Origin of the sequence: Mammaliicoccus sp. G-M28, assembly GCF_022386595.1 — a bacterium.
Lineage (GTDB): Bacteria > Bacillota > Bacilli > Staphylococcales > Staphylococcaceae > Mammaliicoccus > Mammaliicoccus fleurettii.
In genome coordinates, this window is sequence record NZ_JAJNIF010000011.1 from 1 (window position 1) to 20,494 (window position 20,494).

Annotated in this window: 23 protein-coding genes; 7 read left to right on the forward strand and 16 right to left on the reverse strand. The window is 31.1% G+C overall.

The features are described from left to right. Positions 1-391: 391 nt before the first annotated feature. The 10 genes from LQ609_RS09690 to LQ609_RS09735 all read right to left on the reverse strand — a co-directional run bounded on the left by LQ609_RS09690 (position 392) and on the right by LQ609_RS09735 (position 10,011). Positions 392-1,036: a KinB-signaling pathway activation protein gene (locus tag LQ609_RS09690; protein ID WP_078358121.1), complete on the reverse strand. Its 645-nt coding sequence runs from the start codon at positions 1,034-1,036 to the stop codon at positions 392-394. Positions 1,037-1,051: 15 nt separating this feature from the next. Further along, entirely contained in the window at positions 1,052-2,113 is a 1,062-nt protein-coding gene (locus tag LQ609_RS09695; RefSeq protein WP_078358120.1) for an Mrp/NBP35 family ATP-binding protein, read from the reverse strand. A gap of 134 nt (positions 2,114-2,247) precedes the next feature. Continuing rightward, positions 2,248-3,717, reverse strand: a complete 1,470-nt coding sequence (locus tag LQ609_RS09700) for an MDR family MFS transporter (protein ID WP_078358119.1) — start codon at positions 3,715-3,717, stop codon at positions 2,248-2,250. A gap of 71 nt (positions 3,718-3,788) precedes the next feature. Further along, positions 3,789-4,256: a SepA family multidrug efflux transporter gene (locus tag LQ609_RS09705; RefSeq protein ID WP_107509927.1), complete on the reverse strand. Its 468-nt coding sequence runs from the start codon at positions 4,254-4,256 to the stop codon at positions 3,789-3,791. A gap of 28 nt (positions 4,257-4,284) precedes the next feature. After that, positions 4,285-5,625, reverse strand: coding sequence for a multidrug efflux MFS transporter SdrM (sdrM, locus tag LQ609_RS09710; protein WP_115337134.1), 1,341 nt, complete (start codon positions 5,623-5,625; stop codon positions 4,285-4,287). Between the two features lie 3 nt (positions 5,626-5,628). Then, positions 5,629-7,218: an amidohydrolase gene (locus LQ609_RS09715; RefSeq protein WP_239734680.1), complete on the reverse strand. Its 1,590-nt coding sequence runs from the start codon at positions 7,216-7,218 to the stop codon at positions 5,629-5,631. Between the two features lie 115 nt (positions 7,219-7,333). After that, on the reverse strand, positions 7,334-7,735 hold the full coding sequence (locus LQ609_RS09720; protein WP_107509929.1) for a TipAS antibiotic-recognition domain-containing protein: 402 nt from the start codon (positions 7,733-7,735) through the stop codon (positions 7,334-7,336). A gap of 124 nt (positions 7,736-7,859) precedes the next feature. Beyond that, the gene (locus LQ609_RS09725) at positions 7,860-8,102 is read right to left on the reverse strand and encodes a hypothetical protein (protein ID WP_078358114.1); all 243 of its coding nucleotides are present in this window, start codon (positions 8,100-8,102) and stop codon (positions 7,860-7,862) included. 9 nt (positions 8,103-8,111) lie between these two features. Beyond that, positions 8,112-8,810 carry a PAQR family membrane homeostasis protein TrhA gene (trhA, locus tag LQ609_RS09730; RefSeq protein WP_078358113.1) on the reverse strand — a complete coding sequence of 233 codons (699 nt, stop codon included), beginning with the start codon at positions 8,808-8,810 and terminating at the stop codon, positions 8,112-8,114. 13 nt (positions 8,811-8,823) lie between these two features. After that, entirely contained in the window at positions 8,824-10,011 is a 1,188-nt protein-coding gene (locus tag LQ609_RS09735; RefSeq protein WP_078358112.1) for a UTP--glucose-1-phosphate uridylyltransferase, read from the reverse strand. A 180-nt stretch (positions 10,012-10,191) separates the two neighbouring features. On the opposite strand from LQ609_RS09735, the gene LQ609_RS09740 reads away from it, so the two are divergent. Beyond that, positions 10,192-10,344, forward strand: coding sequence for a hypothetical protein (locus LQ609_RS09740; RefSeq protein ID WP_169711986.1), 153 nt, complete (start codon positions 10,192-10,194; stop codon positions 10,342-10,344). A gap of 55 nt (positions 10,345-10,399) precedes the next feature. On the opposite strand, the gene LQ609_RS09745 is transcribed toward LQ609_RS09740, so the two are convergent. Next, positions 10,400-10,891, reverse strand: coding sequence for a metal-dependent hydrolase (locus LQ609_RS09745; protein ID WP_078358111.1), 492 nt, complete (start codon positions 10,889-10,891; stop codon positions 10,400-10,402). 275 nt (positions 10,892-11,166) lie between these two features. After that, entirely contained in the window at positions 11,167-11,874 is a 708-nt protein-coding gene (locus LQ609_RS09750; RefSeq protein ID WP_239734681.1) for a hypothetical protein, read from the reverse strand. A gap of 157 nt (positions 11,875-12,031) precedes the next feature. Here LQ609_RS09750 and hutG point away from each other — a divergent pair, with 157 nt between their 5' ends. Further along, complete coding sequence (gene hutG / locus LQ609_RS09755; protein ID WP_239734682.1) at positions 12,032-13,021, forward strand: formimidoylglutamase; 990 nt, start codon at positions 12,032-12,034, stop codon at positions 13,019-13,021. A 3-nt stretch (positions 13,022-13,024) separates the two neighbouring features. Then, complete coding sequence (gene rarD, locus LQ609_RS09760) at positions 13,025-13,933, forward strand: EamA family transporter RarD (RefSeq protein WP_078358108.1); 909 nt, start codon at positions 13,025-13,027, stop codon at positions 13,931-13,933. A gap of 64 nt (positions 13,934-13,997) precedes the next feature. Here the strand turns inward: rarD and argF are convergent, their stop codons facing one another. Next, on the reverse strand, positions 13,998-14,999 hold the full coding sequence (gene argF / locus LQ609_RS09765; protein ID WP_078358107.1) for an ornithine carbamoyltransferase: 1,002 nt from the start codon (positions 14,997-14,999) through the stop codon (positions 13,998-14,000). 225 nt (positions 15,000-15,224) lie between these two features. Here argF and LQ609_RS09770 point away from each other — a divergent pair, with 225 nt between their 5' ends. The 3 genes from LQ609_RS09770 (at position 15,225) to LQ609_RS09780 (ending at position 16,691) form a co-directional block, all read left to right on the forward strand. After that, on the forward strand, positions 15,225-15,488 hold the full coding sequence (locus LQ609_RS09770; RefSeq protein WP_078358106.1) for a SunI/YnzG family protein: 264 nt from the start codon (positions 15,225-15,227) through the stop codon (positions 15,486-15,488). Between the two features lie 142 nt (positions 15,489-15,630). Next, positions 15,631-16,353 (forward strand): SDR family NAD(P)-dependent oxidoreductase, encoded by a 723-nt coding sequence (locus tag LQ609_RS09775; protein ID WP_078358105.1) that lies wholly within the window; start codon positions 15,631-15,633, stop codon positions 16,351-16,353. 11 nt (positions 16,354-16,364) lie between these two features. After that, positions 16,365-16,691, forward strand: coding sequence for a heme oxygenase (locus tag LQ609_RS09780; RefSeq protein WP_078358104.1), 327 nt, complete (start codon positions 16,365-16,367; stop codon positions 16,689-16,691). Positions 16,692-16,751: 60 nt separating this feature from the next. Here the strand turns inward: LQ609_RS09780 and LQ609_RS09785 are convergent, their stop codons facing one another. Then, positions 16,752-18,110 (reverse strand): YjiH family protein, encoded by a 1,359-nt coding sequence (locus tag LQ609_RS09785; protein ID WP_078358103.1) that lies wholly within the window; start codon positions 18,108-18,110, stop codon positions 16,752-16,754. Between the two features lie 360 nt (positions 18,111-18,470). Between LQ609_RS09785 and LQ609_RS09790 the strand changes: the two genes are divergently transcribed. Further along, entirely contained in the window at positions 18,471-19,628 is a 1,158-nt protein-coding gene (locus LQ609_RS09790) for an MFS transporter (RefSeq protein WP_078358102.1), read from the forward strand. A 43-nt stretch (positions 19,629-19,671) separates the two neighbouring features. Here LQ609_RS09790 and LQ609_RS09795 read toward each other — a convergent pair whose 3' ends face one another. Then, entirely contained in the window at positions 19,672-20,187 is a 516-nt protein-coding gene (locus LQ609_RS09795; RefSeq protein WP_078358101.1) for an Asp23/Gls24 family envelope stress response protein, read from the reverse strand. 61 nt (positions 20,188-20,248) lie between these two features. Continuing rightward, entirely contained in the window at positions 20,249-20,473 is a 225-nt protein-coding gene (locus tag LQ609_RS09800; protein WP_025906323.1) for a DUF2273 domain-containing protein, read from the reverse strand. Positions 20,474-20,494 lie beyond the last annotated feature (21 nt).

A 20,494-nucleotide genomic window follows, 5' to 3' on the forward strand; every position in this document is an offset into this window, starting at 1 on the left:
TGGTTAAGCCAATCACTCTTTGAAGTACTATAAGTACTCAATTATTGGAATTAACGTTGACATATTGTCATTCAGTTTTCAATGTTCATTTGTTAAATGTCTAAACAATATTGTACTAAAAACAACGATTGTTTTCAACTTGTTTCTTAACTAATTTTTAACACGTTTATAAATATATAACATTTAATGCGTATTAACAAGAGTTAATTTTACACTTTTAACAAAAACTTTAAATTTCTTTTTTGTTGTTGTGCTGTCGTTTTCAGCGACCTTTATATAATATCAAGTGGTCTTATAAAAGTCAATAATATATATCGATTTTTTTACAAAAAATTAAAAAACACAAGATTAAGGTGTAATAAACCTTTAATCTTGTGTTTTTGTTCATTTATCACTTGCTTTTAATGCTATTTTCACGATTTGCTTTCTTCGCTTTTCTTTCTTCGAGAGACAATGCATTAAATTTTGGCAATGTAATAAGCTGATAAACATTACATAATAATAAACCAAATATTGTTAAATAAATCCAGCTTGTATCTTCTACTCTTAAAAACGGAATAAGTTCTACAGTAGTCATAACTATCATAAAGAACATAGATGGTATCCATAAATTCTTTTTAGATTGCTTATTTTTAAGATTGCTTGTGATGGTTGCAAAAACAATAACGACTATAGGTAGCCAAATAAATGAAAGTATTTGATCAGTGCCACCAAATCTCAAAAATCTAAAATAGACTAGATCGAATATAGCAAATATCGTGACAACGATTTGTACATGTGGCCAAATCTTCCCAAATATTCCGATACCTAACTGATTTATAAACAAATAGATAAAATATGCTAACTGACTTATTGTGGCAACTAGTAGACCTACTACTATAAACCATACTGATGCCGCTATAAAGTTTCCAATATCTCCTGCAAATAAATACTTCGTTACTTTATCATAACCAAAAATTAAAGATGATAAATATGTAACGACAACACCAATAAGCAGTGTATTTCTATAAAATTGAATTAAATATTTTAAGGTCACTTGCTTACCTCCGCACTACTCTTCCATTGTTATATTAATTATATTTTTAGCAATTTGACTATAAACCTTACCTAGATCTTCATTTTCTTTATATATAGATGGTGAGAAATTATTTTCATCCCATTCTGGCTGACTTAAAGGAAGTTCTCCTAATAATGTTGTTTGAAGTTCTTCTGCTAACTTCGTGCCTCCACCTTTGCCAAATACATACTCTTTATTTCCAGTTTCTTTACTTTGGAAATAAGACATGTTTTCAATGACACCAATAATTGAGTGCTCAGTATGTTTAGCCATCGCGCCCGCTCTTGCTGCTACGAATGCAGCAGTTGGATGAGGCGTTGTAACAATAATTTCTTTACTTGAAGGCAACATTGTATGTACATCTAAAGCTACATCACCAGTGCCTGGAGGTAAATCGAGTATTAAATAGTCTAACTCTCCCCATTTAACTTCGGTAAAGAAACTAGTAATCATTTTACCGAGCATAGGTCCTCTCCAAATAACTGGCGCATTTTCTTCCACAAAGAAAGCCATAGAAATAACTTTAACACCTTCACGTTCAACAGGTATGATTTGTTCTCCTTCTACTTCAGGTTTTTCTTGAATACCCATCATATCTGGAACACTAAAACCATAAATATCAGCATCAACAAGTCCAACTTTTTTCCCTTGTCTTGCAAGCGACACTGCTAAATTGACCGCTACTGTTGATTTGCCGACGCCACCTTTACCTGAAGCTACAGCTATAAATTCTACAGGATTATCTTTAGATAACAATCCTTCAATTGTTTGTTCTTCCATTACTGCTTTAAATTTTTCTAGTGCTTCTGCAGACAATTCATCAAATCTTATTCCAACTGTTTTAGCACCATTTTCTTTTAATAAATCAACAATTTCCATTTGTAAATCTAATTGAGGCTGTCCACCTAACTTAGCAATAGCAACCTTCACACTTACATGTTCTTTCTCTTCTTTAATGCCTACCTCAATAATACCGCCTGTTTCTTTTAATGGTACATCCACAATTGGATCATGTAATGCTCCCACAAGTTCTTTAACCTGTTCTACAGATAACAAAGCTACGACTCCCCTTCTAAAATGTTTATCTATTCATCTTTATAATTAGTGTAACAAAAAAATTATACAAATAGGTAGTTTAATGTTCAAAAAAACAGGCTGAGACATTAATTTGTCTCAACCTGTTTAAAATCTTATTTTGAGTGGTTAGGTATTCTAGTGTTTCGATTAATTTTCTCTGTTTTAAGAAATATTGAAAGTACAACTCCAAAGAATACGATAACTGTTAATACTAAGAACGCAATATTAATACCATGTATCATTGCTTGAGATTGTAATATTTCTGCTTTATTACCAGAACTTGCTACCTCTAATTGTTCTTTTGATGGATTGAAGTTTTTAGCACCAATTGACATGATTGTTACTAAAATTCCCGTACCAATTGAACCAGCAATTGTTCTTAAAGTATTCATCATTGCTGTTCCGTGTGATAATACTTCGTTTGGTATCGCATTTAAACCAGCTGTGTTAACTGGCATCATAATCATAGAAACACCAAACATTCTTACTGTATAAACGATAATCAAATATGCTAATGACGTATCGGTACTCAAGAATGCAAGCATCAACGTCGTGACACTGATAATTGAGAAACCTGTAATAGCGAGCCATTTCGCACCATATTTATCAAATAAACGACCTGTTACAAGAGACATGATTCCCGTTACAATTGCACCTGGTAATAATAACAGGCCTGATATGAGTGCTGTATATCCTCTAGCATCTTGCATATACATTGGCATCAACAATGATGGTCCAATTAAAGATACCATTGAAAATACACCTATAACTGTCGTTAGTGCAAATGTTTTATATTTAAACACTCTTATATTCAATAATGGTGTTTCTAGTTTTAACTGTCTGAATATAAATACTATTAATGTAACTACACCAATGATCAATGTAATGATAACAGTAGCTGAAGTAAATCCTAATGATCCTGCACTACTGAACCCATACAGTAATGACCCAAATCCTACTGTTGATAAAATTAAAGATGGTACATCTAAATGTACATCTTTTGGCTTAGAAATATTTGTTAAGTATTTCGCACCAAAAGCTAATGCTATTACTGAAAATGGAATAATTGAGTAGAACGGACTTCTCCAACTAAAATTATCCACTAAGTATCCTGATAAAGTTGGTCCTAATGCAGGTGCAAATGAAATAACTAAACCTGCCATACCCATCGCAAAGCCACGTTTTTCTTTAGGGAATAAATTAAAGAGTACAAATTGCATAAGGGGCATCATAACTCCCGCACCCATTGCTTGAAGTACCCTCGCTAACATTAATATACTAAAATTAGGCGAAAGTGCTGCTACCAGTGTACCTATTGTGAATGATAACATCGCCATTAAATAAAGTGGTCTTGTATTAAATTTATCCATTAGAAATGCAGTCGCTGGTATCATAACACCATTAACTAACATAAATCCCGTCATTAACCATTGTCCTTGGTTAGCATCAATATTTAAATGTACCATGATTTCAGGTATCGCTGTATTTAATAAAGTTTGATTTAAAATTGCCACAAAGGCACTTACTAACATCACAGCTACGACTAGATTTCTTTTACCTTTTGAAATATCCTGAACATTCATGGTTTCAACTCCTTCTAAAATATACCTTTGCTATTATGCACTATTTTATTTCGGAAATCAAAATAAATGTTTCATCTATTTAAATTTTTACTATCTGGATAAAAGATTTCAGTACATATATATAGAATCGTAATAATAATTAAAATTACCCAGAATTCAATTTTTATTTGTGAATAATAAATATGCACTGTGAAATAAAACATAATTGTACTAACAGTAATGGTTAATAAATGGAAGGTCATGCCTTTAAAGTATGGATTATCATTCAATTTATTTTTGAATCTGTCTAATAAAAATTCAATGGCAACTAATGTGAAGTAACCAAATAAAATATAACTACCATAATAAAACAAGTTATCTATCACACTTTTATTATAATTGAATTCTGCCAAACCATAATAAATTAATATTCTACTTAAGCCAAACATACCAAAAGAAAGTAACACAATGAAAATTGCACCAGACAATGTGAAGATACTTATAATAATCAATAACGTCAATAATTGAAATAAATCAAAGCGTTTGTTTTTTCTTTTCATACATTGTTACTCCCTTTTGTATTCTTCGTTAAATGCTATCCCTATTTGCTTCTTTAAAAATGAGGGACCATGCAATCGTTAATGTTACTGCGACGAGTATAATATAAAGCATAATATTTTGCACACCGTAAGTTAAGAATGGAACATCTAGCACATATATGGAAGCTACTATTAATGATCCAGTTGTACTTCCAATTGTTTTGAACAATGTGTAAATCGACATCATTGATCCTAACTGATGACTTGGTGCTTCTTCCTGAACTACTACTACATCTTTTGTATATACAGTTCCAAAAGATACACCCATCACAAACACAGCGAATGGAATAATTACAATCCATTCTACTCCAGTTATAATTGCGAAACTACCAACAAACATTGCTAAGAAAGCCAACAAATAAATAAACTTTAATTTTATTTTATCTAGTCTACCTAATATAAATGTAATAAACAGCCAACCGACAGACATTGGAAATATCGTTAAACCACTTTGTAGCGGAGAAAAACCTTGTTCATTCTGTAAATATATTGGCATAAAAATAGTATATCCCATTAACATTGTTGAATATAATAAGTCGGTAAATAGAACTAAAATAATTTTCCTATTAAATGCTTCAATTGGAACAAATGGATTTTTAATACTTGTTTCTATTTTATATAAAGTAAAAGCGAGTGCTATTAATATTACGAAACAAATCCCTCTTACTATAAGAGGTATATGTTCAGCTACTATTAATAAGAAACTTGCTACTACACCATAAAATATAAGTAATCCCTTATAGTCTAATTTCGTTTTTTCTACTTTTTCTTGTTCAAAATTAAAGTATTTAATAACGAGCCAGATAGATATTAAAGCTATAGGTACATTTATATAAAATAAAAAGCTCCAGTTTAAATATTCTAATATTGCACCACCTAGTAGTGGACCTACAATACTTGATATTCCCCAAACACTTCCAACTATGCCCATTACTTTATATCTTTGTGGTATTGGAAATGCTAACTTTGGTACAACTTGTCCTAAAGTCATCATCACGCCTGCACCAAGTCCTTGAACAATTCTTGAAATGACAAGCAATGGAAAACTATTTGTCATTTCACTTAATCCACAAAATACACTACCAATTATAAAAACTGATATTCCAAGTAGAACTACAAATTTAATATTTATACGCTTAACTAATTCACCAACAATTGGTGTCATAAATACGACTGCGATTAAATATACTGTAAAAATTAATGCCACTTCTGTTTCAATATTAAAATCTCTTTGCATCGTTGGCGTTGCCAATGACACTATAGATGTTTCAATTGCACTCATAAACATAATGAGTACTAATGCTAGTACAATTCCTTTATTCTTACTCATAATTTACTCTCTTTCGTAAACAATTTTTCCGTTAACTATCGTTTTAATTGCTTGTATATTCGCTAACTCTTTTGGGTCAGTCTCAAATGGATCTTTATCTAATACTGTAAAATCCGCTTCGTATCCAGGTTTTATTTTTCCTGTTCTATCAGTTGTTTGTGCAATTTCACTTGCTTGCGTCGTATATAAACTCATTGCATCAAATATAGATATTGCTTCTTCAATGAAATATGCACCGTTTTCTCCATAAGATTGTCTATTTACAGCTGCATGAACACCTAACATCGGATTAGGCGTTTCTATAGGTGCATCAGACCCACCACCTATAATAATGTTCAAATCTAACATTGATTTAAATGGATATAAATATCTCGCTCTTTGATCTCCAACTTTATCTTGCACCCATGGGAAATCACTCGTAATAAACTGAGGTTGCACATCACATATTACGGGTAATTTAGAAACACGTTTTAGTAATTCTTCATTCAAAGTACTAATATGAATCAATCTATCTCTTAACTCTTTTGGTGCTGGATATTTTTCAATAGCATCTAATACCATCTCGCAAGCTTTATCGCCTATCATATGAACAGCTATTGCCCCATTATATTTTCTAGCTAGTTGAACTTTTTCATTCAATTCTTCTTGAGTATATATGGATAAACCATAATTTTCACCAGCTGGGTCGTTCGAATAAGGTTCTTTCAATAAAGCTGTGCTACCACCAAAAGCACCATCTGCATAGAATTTCATAGCATCTGGTTCTAACCAACCATCAACGAAAGTAGCTTGTTCATCCATCATTTGTTCATAAACACTAAAGTGACGCAACAAACGTACTCTAAATGGTCTTTGATGATCTTCTCCACCAACCACTGTTTTATAAGCGTTCAAGACATCTTTATAATCTTCGTAATATCCTAAATCTTCAGTATGAGATCCCGTTATGCCAAATTGATATAAATAATCTATAGCATTTTGTAAATGTTTAGTTAGCGATTGTTCATCTTCGTTAGAAGCTAATTCTTCAAAAGGTTCCATAGCTGTATCATAAATCCAGCCAGTTAACACACCATCTTGTTTTTCATATGATCCACCAACAGGATTGTCTACATCATCTTTGACATCTAATATTTTTAAAGCTTTCGTATTGACGATTGCTGCATGTCTGCAAACTCGTTTAATGATAACTGGATTATCTTTACACAACTCATCTAAATCGTTCTTATCTAGTCTAATGCCATGTAATAAATTTTCATCATATCCTTCAGCAACTAACCATTCACCAGGTTCAAGCTGTTCAGCTTTTTGCTTAATCTTATCTTTAACGACTTCTATATTTGTTTCACCATTTAGGATAACAGAGGAAAGCCATACACCTGTCCCCAGCACATGGATATGGGTTTCTACAAAACCAGGGAACATCGTACCCTCATTTAAATCTATTACTTCAAAATCTTTTATATTGATTTCATTTAGATCATCTTGTGTTAATAATCTTTCTATTGTTCCATCATTAACGATAACACCTACATATGTATCTTCAGAATGATTCATAGTATATATTTTTCCATTGTTGAATAGCTTCTTCACCAGACCCATCTCCTTATAAATTAACATAAGTCAATTTTACATATATAAAAGCAAAAAAGACACCGATAAAATCGATGACTTTTTTGCACATACTTTTCGTGGTCATGTACTCAGTTTATTTCAATACATGCTTAACTGCTAATATCAATTCTTGTGTTCTATCCTCACCAAAATAATCACGATATCTTTTATCCGCTTCATACATATTGATGATCTCTAAATGTCTATCTTCTGTATAGTTCGGCCAACTATAAGTAAGCCATTCTCTGTGCAAGTCTGTTACTTCTTCTTGCTTTTCTAATGTAGCACCTTGTTGCACCAGATTATCTAATTTCTCTAATAATTTCTTTTCAATTTGATTTTTACCTTTAATTTCACTTTGACTCATATCTAAGAAATTGTCATCAGCTTGATCAATTTTATGACCGCTTCTGTCCTCGACCGCTTCTCCTTGTATTTCTTCTTCTTTATTTAATTTTTCACGATTGAATGATTCAAATTTTCTTTCATCTGACATGATCATGTCCCCCTATTCATATCGATAAATTATCTTATATTGTATATTTACCCCTTTTTTCAAAAATTAACAAAAGAACGACCAACTAATTATACATTTCATTAGTTGGTCGTCCTTATTAAAATTATTTTAACCGTCTTTGTTCACCTTTTTTAATATGTTCATTGAATTTTTGGCTATTATTTCTTCTTTGATGTTTAACGAGCATTATTATGACATAGACTAAAATCAATCCAAATATTAGAGAAACGAATCCCATAAACTGTAAACCGCCTTGTTTACCATCACTAAATACAAAATAATAAAAGAAATAACCTTGTATTAAAATAATAATCGTAAGGACACTATAATACAAACGATAATTCATTTTGACCTCCTACATGAAGTACATAATTGCTAGAAAATGAAATATAGATGCAACAAGGATAAAGAAGTGCCATATCATATGGAAATACTTTCTATTTTTTTGAGCATAGAACCATGCACCTATCGTGTAGCTGATACCGCCAATCATTATAAATAACATGAAAATTAAAGATGTCTTATTTATAATGGTTGGCAACATTAGTACAGCCATCCATCCCATAATTAAATACATTGCCAAACTCAATTTATGATTTACATTTTTAGCTGTAGATTTATAAATGATTCCCCAAATAGTTATACCCCACTGAACAGCCATAATCACCCAGCCTAGCCAGCCACCTACTAATGACAAAGCTATTGGTGTATAAGTTCCGCAGATTGCTATATAAATCATACTATGATCAATGATTCTCATAATATACTTTTGAGGTGAAGATGAAGACATTGAATGATAAACTGCTGATGATAAGAACATAAGCATAATACTAATAATGTATATAGATACACTTGTTGATTTAAGTGCACCATCATTAATATAGCTTTCAACAGCTGCGTACGGTAAGAAGAATAAAAGTAAAAATGCTGGTATACCATGAGAAACTGCATTTCCTACTTCCTCTCCAAATGAGAGTGGCATTATATCTTTAAATGCTTCTTTAACTTTCCCGTCTTTTCTAGGATGAGACTGCGTATTATTTATTTGATCCATTCATATACCTCTTTTATAAAAGTTGATTATTTTCTAAATCTTTTTGAGCTGTTTCTATACTATCTTTTCCTTCTTTATTTTTTAAAGGACTAAATTCTATATCTCTATTTACTTGAAGTGTAGCGAAAGTTTGAGCATATTGAAAAATATCAAAGTAGAATAATTCAAACTTTAATGATTCAATTTCAACTACGCTGAAATCTTCATCTAATTGCTTAAGTTTTTTAACAGCTAAATGATAAGGAAGTGGTTTAGATGCTGCATCAATTAGAAAATCAACTTTAAACACATGAATACCAATATTAGCATTATCAAGTTTATTTACGTCTTCAGGAGTTAGTTCAGAATACTCAAGCACTCGTTTTTTTCCATCAACTGAAACAATACGACCTACTTTTTCATCTTCGTAAGCTTTAATTGATTTAGTTGTAACATCACTATTTTTCTCTATAGTATATCCAACAAATTCTGGATCTAATACTTTAACTAATGCATTATCAATGTTATTTAGGAATAAATACTCAACGCCATTCTCTTTCATTTCTGATAATAGATTATTCTTTTCTAATGATTTAAACACACCACCATTACCATTAGGTGTACGCATAATATGCTTATCAGTGTCTAAAATCAATTTACCTTCCGTAGTTAAAGCTACAATGTGATCTTGCTTGAAAAAGTGAATATAATTTTCGTCATAATCAAAATACTTATGCTCTAGGAAGAATGATAACGTATCTTTATGGTTAACATCACTTGTCATAATGTACCAATGAATTGGCGTACCTACTTCTTCAGTTAAATTACGTAATTGTTCAGCTTGTCTTTCAAACAAACTTTTATCATTAAATGAGAATGTACCTTTTGGACCTTTATGTCCTAATCTAGTACCTTGCCCACCAGCCATTAATAAGACAGCGAATTTCCCCTCTTTAATAGCCTTAATTCCTAATGATCTATAAGACTTCAACTCATCTAGCGTAAATTGATTTTTTACATCAAAATTAACTTGTTCTATATCTTCTGCAACTTCAATGGGTTTTCTATTTACATATACATCTTGGTATAAATCATTTATTTCATCTAAATCCAATCTATTAATATCTAAATCTAATTGTTCTTTCTCACTCTGACTCATCACTTTACTATACTCTAAAAAGTGCTCTTGTCCATGTTGTTTTAACATTGTTTCATCTAGCATTATAATACCTCCGAATATTTGACTCATTATCATTATACGACTTTAGAATGATTTGTCTAAAAATATCACAAAAAAATAATAATTAAAATGATTATTTAAAAAATAAACGGGTAAATATATTAATGTGTTGGTTCAAACACAAAATATTCCTATTAATAATAGGCCAAGGAGGATTTTATTATGAGTTTAGGAGATAAGTTCAACGACGCAAAAGACAAAGCAGTTGAAAAAGGTAAGGACCACGTAAACGAAAACAAAGATGAGTACACAGAAAAAGGTAAAGACTTCGCTAAAGATAAAGGCGAAGATTTAAAAGGTAAATTCGGAAAATAACATATTAATATTAATGAGGCTGGGACAATTAATTGTCTCAGCCTCTTTTCGTTATTTATATAAATAAACGATAAATGTCTTTCCACCATAATATAATTGTAACAATCGTAAAGGCAGAAGATAAACTTAAATCAATTGCCCCACCTGTTTTAAATACAATTGGTAATTTAACAGAAACATCTAATGGATAGAATAACTTCACACCTCTAGGCGTTAACATATCTAAAATAATATGAGACAACATACCTAATATTATAGACACTAAATAAGGTTCTGGTGCAGAAATTGTATTCAATCCCCAAAATATTAGAAATAAAAATAATAAGGAGTGAGTAAATGTTCGATGTCCAAAAATCAATCTTATAATAAAGCTAATTGGAAATAACTTCTTTCCAATATTACTTTTAAAATGGCAGATATCTGGAACTAAACTTGAAACGCCGCATAAACTAACTATCGTAAAAGAAGTGAAAACATCTTCTCCATAATAAATACTTAATGATGACCCGATGAATATACCGCAAGCTAGATGTGTTTTTCCTGTCATATTAATTTTTCCTCTTTTCAAAATCATTTTAATTTATTTTACCACAAAATACCGAACAAGTATACGAACACTTTGTGACTTTATCGTGATGTACATCACAAAAAATAAATTCAAATGACGAAATTGTGAAAACAATCACAAAAGTATTGATTTGAAATAAAAGCCTGTTAAACTATAGTTGTAAGTCATATTAAACATAACCCTATACCATTGTTGAAATAACCCCCTTATTTCACAGTAAAAAGCGTTCGTCTACAGAGACGAACGCTTTTTATTTAGCTTGCTTTATTTAAATTCTCTTGATTATTAGCATTTTCATTTGTTGTTTCATTTGTTGTTTCATTTGTTGTTTCATTTGATTGATTTTGTTTTTGTTGTTCTTTATTCGTATCTTTATATTGTTGATTGTTATTATTCGAGTGATTTTCTCGATGATTATTTTCATTCGTATTCAATTCATCTGTTTGATAATTTGAATCTTGATCTGATTGTTGACTATTATCTTGATGTTGATCATCTTTAGGCAAAGTACAACCATCATCATTACATAAATAACCATCATGACTTAAATTTTGCCAAGCTCTCGTGAATTCTATTGTACTTTCTACATCATCACACTCTGCTTGAGAATTGCCTTGATTTAACAAACAATTTCTTGCAGTATTATATACTTTTGTATCGAATTCTTCAGGTACAGTATGATTGTTAGGTTTAACACCGTTCACATTTTCTTCTACTGGAATTTCTTCTGAAGACTGCTTTTCATTATTTTCTATACTTTTGTTATTTTGAGCTTTATTTTTTTCTACTGTTTTATTGTCAATACGCTTTTCTTCTTTCGTTTTAACTTCATTTGTATCTTCTTCTGTTGTTTTTACATTTGACGACTTTTCTTTATTTGTTTCATTATTCTTAGAAGATTGATTGTCACATGCTACTAGAAATATTAAGCAAACTGTTAAGAGACCATAAATCCATTTCATTGAATCACTCCTCGGCCTTTTTGCTTTTTCTTTCTTTTCTCTCATTAAGGACACTTCTTTCTTATAAAATAATTAAGCACATATTAAAACATAAGAATATCATACATGATAAACTGATATTAGTAAAAATTATTGTAACATGTAGGAGGTATTTGTTATGTATAAAGATGTTAAAAAGGATGAATGGACTGGTAGAACTGATAGCTTATCTTTACGCTCTGCATTCAGATTTCATCAAATTGTGAATTCGATTAATATCGAAAAAGATGATATTCAACCAAAGAAAGAATTTGAGCACCAAGTAAACATGGCGCTTATAGGCTTTGAATGTGATGAAGGTGTTTCTAGAAATAATGGCAGAACAGGAGCTGTTGATGGTCCTAAACATTTTAGAAAGTCATTGAGTCCCTTACCAATTCATAATGAATATTTACATTTAACAGACTATGGTAATGTCATTTGCAACAAAACTAAAATGGAAGATGCACAAGAAGAACTAGGAGATAAAATTTCTGAAATTCTATTACATAACCATTTCACAGTCATTGTTGGTGGCGGTCATGAAGTTTTATATGGACATTATTTAGGCGTGAGAAGAGCTAATAAAAACAAAAAAATAGGCATCATCAATATAGATGCGCATTTTGATATGAGAGATTATGATGAACAACCTTCTTCTGGAACAATGTTTAAACAAATTTTAGATCAAGATGACCAAGTCGGTTATTTTGTATTAGGTATACAAAAAAATGGTAATACAAAAGCATTGTTCGAAAGAGCTGATGAATATGGCGTACAGTATATACGTGAAGATGAACTACGTAGTCATTTATCTATCGAAACAATTACTTCTATTAATTCATTTATTGAAGAATACGACGAAATACTCATAACATTATGTACAGATTCAATCGATGTTAGTTATGCACCTGCTGTTAGTGCACCTTGTATAATGGGATTACAACCTCAAATTGTACAAACAATTTTACAGTTAGTTACAAATTCAAATAAAAGTACAAGCATTAGTATTGCAGAACTATCACCAAGATTCGATATTGATAATCGAACTTCGAGATTACTTGCAAATATTGCTTCAAACATTTATCACGATCAAGCAGAAGTTATTCAATCACAATGGGAGTCATAAACAATGTCAGAATTTAAAAAAGGTATTATGTATGCAACTTTCGCATATATAATTTGGGGTATTCTTCCAATATACTGGAACCTCGTAAATGAAATAGGTCCATTCGAAATACTAGCCCACCGCATAATATGGTCCGCTGTATTCATGTTGTTATTATTAACATTTACTAAACAACTATCAATGTTCAAAAATGCAACAATTAAATTATTTAAGCAAAAAAAAATGTTATTAGCGATTATTGCTGCAGGTTATATTATTACAGTTAACTGGGGTACATTTATTTGGGCAGTTAATAACCATCACGTGCTCCAAGCGAGTTTAGGCTATTACATAAATCCTTTAATGAGTATATTCCTAGCTTTTATATTTTTAGGAGAACGTTTCTCAAAAGCACAATGGATAGCAATTGCACTAGCGTTTATAGGTGTAATTTATATGACTTTCCAAGTCGGTGAATTTCCGTACGTATCGATACTATTAGCAACATCCTTTGCATTGTACGGGTTAATTAAGAAAGTAGTAGATATCGATGCTTTTAGTAGTATTACAATAGAATGTATTGTCACATTACCAGCAGCACTTATTTATATATTCTACTTATCACAAAATGATGCTATTACTTTTGGAATGAATCATTCTAGTGGTTGGTTATTACTGTCTGGCGCAATAACTGCAATACCACTTATACTATTTAGTGCTGGAGCTAGAAGAATACCACTTTCACTAACTGGGTTCATTCAATATATCGGTCCTACTCTTATGTTCTTTATAGGTATTTTCTTACTTGGTGAACAATTTGATGTTGACCAGTTAATTACATTTATATTTATTTGGGCAGGTATAATTCTTTATAGCTATACTAAATATGTTGAAATCAATCGTAATCGAAAGAAATTAATAAAAGATTTTTAAATAAAAAAGAGTGGGTGAGAAATCTAATTTTATAAAAAGATTTCTTCTCCACTCTTTTTTCACTTTAAAATATTTCTCCACACGTAGTGGCTAATAATGCTTTTATTGTATGCATTCTATTTTCTGCTTGTTGAAATACTTTAGAATAGTCTGATCTGAATACGTCATCAGTTACTTCCATACACGTTACACCAAATTTTTCGAAACAGAGTGCCCCCATTTCTGTATTCAAATCATGAATGGCAGGTAAGCAATGTAAAAATAAAGTATCATTTTTTCCTGTTAAATTTATAAGGTTCTGATTCACTTGATAATCCTTTAATAATTCAAAGCGTTCTTCAAGTTTGTCTTCTTCCCCCATTGAACACCATACATCTGTGTATATGACATCACTTCCGTAAATACCTTCTTGAATATCATCCGTGATTAACACTTCGCTTTGAGATTTTTCGCTAAGTGATTTGGCCATCTCTTGAATTTCTTTATTAGGATGCAATTCTTTTGGCGCTACTATATGGATATTTACGCCAAGTATCGCACTTGTTACAAGCAATGAATTTGCAATATTATTACGACCATCCCCGATAAAAGTCAAAGTCTTTCCTTCATATGTACCAAAATGCTCTTTAATAGTTAAAAAGTCAGCTAACATCTGTGTTGGATGCCACTCATTCGTCAATCCATTCCAAACTGGTACTTTTGAATATTTTGCTAAGTCTTCTACAGTTTTTTGTTCATAACCTCTAAAAGCAATGCCATCAAACATTGAACCTAATACAATTGCCGTATCTTCTACAGACTCTTTCTTACCAAGTTGTAAATCTTCTTTACCAAGATAAGAAATATTCGCCCCCATTTTAGTAGCAGCTACTGTAAAAGCAGAACGTGTTCTTGTAGATTGTTTCTCAAATAATAAAGCAATATGTTTTCCGCTTAAAAAACGGTGTGGGATCTGATGCTTTTCTTTGAATTTTAATTCTATAGCTAAATCAATAAGTGTTTCTAATTCTTCTTTAGAAAAATCAACTTCTTTTAAAAAACTCGTCTTATTTAATTCCTTTAACATAGATATCTTCGTCCCAATGAAACCAGCTCCTTATTTATTTATAAAGATAATATTACAATACAAAATCCTCTTTGTAAATAGTTATTCAATATATTGCATAAAAATACTAAATTTAATTAGTATGACATATTAAATAAAAAACATGACACATTTTCTTTATTATCTGTTGAAAACGGATACATAATGCGTTATGATGTAGTCATCAAACAAAAGGATGTGTTAGTTATGGCAATGAGAGTATCTAAAGACAACAATCAAGTTCATATTCAATGGAGAGTCGCTGATATTACAATTCCAAATAATGAAATTAAAGACATTAAGGAAGATCAGGATATTCACGCTTTGTCTAATGAAAATCAGGATCATATCGTAAGAATTGGTTCAACTTTTGGTAAAACAAATCGCGTGATCATTGAAACAAGTGAAAAAGAATACATTATTTATACACATGCTGATAAGAAGGTATATAACGAACTAACGAAAGCGTAAGTTTGAATCTTCTATCATTTAAAATAAACACCGCGAAGTCCTTATTAATCGACTTCGCGGTGTTATTTATGTCATATTCATATTAAATATTATGATACATTTTCAATGCGTGCTAACATATAGATGAGGAGTGATGTTAATTATGTTAAGAGAATTAAATGGGCTAAACGCCATTATTACAGGCGGTTCTAAAGGTATAGGTAAGTCTATTGCTATAGCTTTAGCTCGTGAAGGTGTCAATGTAGCAATAGCGAGTAGAAATGTCGAAACTTTAAAAGAAGCTGCCAATGAATTAAAACAATATGACGTTAAAGTTTTTTATAAAGAAACAAACATAGCACATCATAAAGATGTCCAACGCTTTATCGAAGACTCATATCATGCACTCGGTTCAATTGATATTGTTATTAATAATGCAGGTATAATGAAAACTAATTCATTTTTAGAAGTTAGTGAATCAGAATTCGATCAATTATTTGAAACGAATGTTAAAGGAATTTACTATGTATTACAAGAATCATTACCTTACTTAGTTAAGCAAAAAAGTGGTGATGTCATAAACATTGCATCTATGTCTGGATTAAAAGCAAATGCTACAAGCAGTGTTTACTCTGCTACTAAGTATGCTGTAATTGGAATGACTGAAGGTATTATGCAAGAAATGAGAAAGCATAATATTCGCGTGTCTTATTTAACACCATCAGCCGTTCTTACTGATTTGATAGGTGAACCTCAATTACAAGAAGATACAATGACACACCCTGAAGATGTAGCAGACGTTGTAATAGCACAATTGAAATTACAACCAAGAACATTTATGAAGACAGCACAAATTTGGGCAACAAACCCTACACCAAAGGAATAGGAGCGATTAATATGTATGTAGTAACAAACAGAATTAAAATAAAAAAAGGTTATGCAGAAAAATTAGCACCAATGTTTACTAAAGGTGGCGCTTTGCAAGAAATGAAAGGTTTCATTAAAGTAGAAACTTGGAATATGCAAGATATAGAAGAGAACGACGAATTACACGTAAACATGTGGTGGGAAGAATTAGAAGACTTTGAAGTTTGGAAAAATAGTGATGCTTTCAAACAAGCACATAATCGTGATGGCGATTCTAATAAAGACAAAGGTGAATCACCAATGTTAGGGTCAGAGATTGCTATTGCAAAAGTAGAAACAACTATCGAACCAAAATAAAAAAGTACTGATGTGAATAAAAAAATGTCGACAAAGTCTAAAACTTTGTCGACATTTTTATTAAAAGAATATATGCGCTAGTATAACAATAATTGGAAGAGCAATTATTGTACGTATAATATAAATCATAAAGAGTTTCCCTAGGCTAACTGGTATTTTAGAACCAAGTATTACGCCCCCTACTTCAGATAAATAAATTAATTGAGAAATACTTAACGCACCTACAATAAATCTTGTCATATCACTTGGTACATCACTAATGAGTAGTGATGGCAAGAACATATCTGCAAAACCGATTAATAATGTTTCAGATGCTTCTTTAGCATATGGAATTTGCATTAATTCTAGTAATGGAACAAACGGTGCTCCAAGAATACTGAATGTTGGTGTATATTCTGCAACAATTGTTGCTAAAGTACCAATTGTCATTACAACAGGCAGTACAGCTAACCACATATCTAAAACTGTCTTAACACCATTAACAAAGAATTGTTTTACTCCTGGTGATTTAACTGCTTTTTCTGTTGCTTGTTCAAATCCCCATGTAATAGGATTATGAGTCTTAGGTATTTTTTCGTTTAATTGTTCAGTACTTCCATCAGAATATTGATCAGGAATTTGCTTCAACGGCCAAATTCTAGGCATTATAAATGCTGCAACAATACAAGCTATAATAACTGATAAATAAAACTGGAAGAAATAATCCATTAAACCGATTGTTTGAGCAATAACAATCGCAAATGTAATAGACACAACTGAAAATGTCGTTGCTATTACAGTAGCTTCTCTTCTAGTATAAAACCCTTGTTCGTATTGCTGACTTGTAATCATAACACCAACTGTTCCATCGCCAATAAAAGATGCAAGGTTATCAACTGTAGATCTTCCTGGTAATTTAAACACTGGTCTCATGACAGGTGCAAACATTGGTCCTAAAAATTCTAATAAACCAAAGTCCATCAACAATGGAAGGAATAGACCTGCAAAGAAAAATACAGCTAGTAAAGTTGGTAATAAATCATTATAAACCATTAAACCTGTATTTTCGTTCACTACAATGCCCGGTCCAAAATCGAAATATATACAAATGGCAAATATAGCACCTATTATGCGTATTACAACCCATATCCAATTCACATTAAATAGCTCATTAGTTATAGATCTCTTAGTAGAACTACTAAATACAGTAGAATAAATTAATGTCATCACTGCAGAAAAACATATTAAGAGCATAATAATTAATCCTGCATAATCCCCTATCCAACCTAAAACGGTATTTGCTAAAAATGCAACAGGTAAACTAGTCTCTGGATTACCTTTATCGTCTGTTACTGTTATTGGAACTAAAAAGAGGTAAATCCCTAATAATGATAATATTATAAATTTTAACCTTCCCACTAAAACACTCGATTGTTTCATACTTTCTCTCCTTTTCGCAAGACTAACTATACACAATAATTAATAAATATTCAATACTATTCATCCCTAATTTTATTATATATTTTTATGTAAGCGCTGTCATTAATTTTTAGAAAAATAAAAGCGAAATGAGATAATAATACGCAATAAAATTTTGTAAATCTTAACTTTAATATTTTTAAATATTCAATCAATTGAATATTATCCGTATGATATATTGATGATTATCACTTTTTCAATTAATTTTATACATAAAATATGTACAGACATTACGATTGTTCGGGTATTAAATTTTATCTGTATTTTTACAAATCACACTGTTATAATCATGATTATATGTCAAAGAGAAGGAGTTATATGATGTCGAAAGCTCGATTAATCACATTTATGTTAAGCGTATTTGTCGTAGGAATGGTTGAATTGATGATTGCGGGGATTCTTACTTTAATGAGTAAAGATTTAAATGTATCTGAAGCAATAGTTGGCCAACTCGTAACAGTTTATGCATTAACGTTCGCGATAAGTGGACCAATACTTGTTAAAGTCACAAAGAACATATCACCAAAGACCGTCTTATTAGTAAGCATGGCTATTTTCATATTAGGAAACTGCATCATCGCTTTCTCACCTAATTTTACAATATTAGTTTTAGGTAGAATATTATCTTCTGCCGCTGCAGCTATTATAGTTGTTAAGATTTTATCATTAACTGTCGTATATTCTAACCCAAGTGAACGAGGCAAAATGATCGGACTCGTGTATACAGGTTTCAGTGCCGCCAATGTATTAGGTGTTCCACTAGGTACAAAAATTGGTGACCTAGTAGGTTGGAGAATGTCATTTGTATTTATATCACTTGTCGGGGTTGCAGCTATTATATTAATCGCATTTAATGTAGCAAGTAATAAAATAGATACAGTTGAATCATCTCAACAAAGTCAAGGCTATAAGATTATTGACAAACTTGAAATTGTTAAATATTTAAGTATCACTTTCTTAATACTTGCAGCTAATTATGTTGTCGTAACATATATCAGTCCATTATTATCAATTTATGGATATGACTTAAATATTGTTTCCATTGTATTGCTCGTTGCGGGACTTGGTGCAATTCTTGGAACATCATTAGGAGGATATATTACAGACTCATTAGGAAGCAAGAAATGGTTGTTAATTTCATTAAGCACTTACACAGTATTAATGCTTATTTTCCAATCATTTTTACCTATATTAATTATTACTCTTGTAGGTGTATTCTTATGGAATATCGTTCAATGGGGATCGAATCCACCAATTCAAATAGGTATTATCTCTCAAATAGAAGGAGATACTAGTGCTGCTATGAGTTGGAACATGTCTAGTTTAAATGCAGGAATTGGGGCAGGTTCATTATTAGGAGGCATTTTTGTTTCTTACTTTAATGTCGTGTCAAGCTTATATGTAGCAGCTGTATTAAGCTTTATCGCATTTTTAATTTGCTTAACACTTAAAAAGAAACCTAAATCACAACAAGTATAATAAAAAGCGACCGGAAAATTTCCGGTCGCTTTTTTTATATCTATTATTGTAATTCTTTACCATTTTGTGATTGGTTTTCTTCATTAGAAGATGCGTTTTTTTGTTCGTATTCTTTTTTACTCATTACATCATCAACATGCATGTTAACTTCAACAACTTCAAGGCCAGTCATATGTTTAACTTGTTCTTTAACTAAGTCTGACACTTTTTTGAAGATTCTAGGAGCTGATTCACCATATTCTAAAATAACTTTTAAGTCTACAGCTGCTTGTTTTTCTCCTACTTCAACAGTTACACCTTGTGTTACGTTATTTCCAGAAGTAAAACGGTCAGTAAAGCTAGATGCAAATCCGCCTTTCATATCTAAAATACCTTTAACTTCTCTTGCAGCAATTCCAGCAATTTTTTCTACTACTTCATCTGAGAAAGATAATGTATTTGAAAATTGTGGTTCTTGAGCTTGAGCTTGTTGTTGTTGTTGAACTTCACGTTCTTGTTCGTTTACACCAGTTTGTTCATTGTAACTGCTTTTTGCTTTGTTGTTGTCTACGTTTGCCATAATAAATTCTCTCCCTTAGTTTATAATTTGTTTTAATTTTTTTATTTATATATTTAGCAGTCTAACTAATTCTGTTAAGGAAATTTAAAAACTGCTGTGTACAGTCTTTAATATACCCTAGCCCCACACCTATTAAACATAGGACAAGAATTAAAACTGTTTTCCAAAAACCAATAGTTAAAAATAAAACTGCTAAAATTAACATCGCTATAAAACCAATAATTCTCCATTTATATTCTTTAATAAAATTAATGAATTGATTCGGATCTTGATTTTCATTTGGCATAACCGGAACCTCCTATCCTTG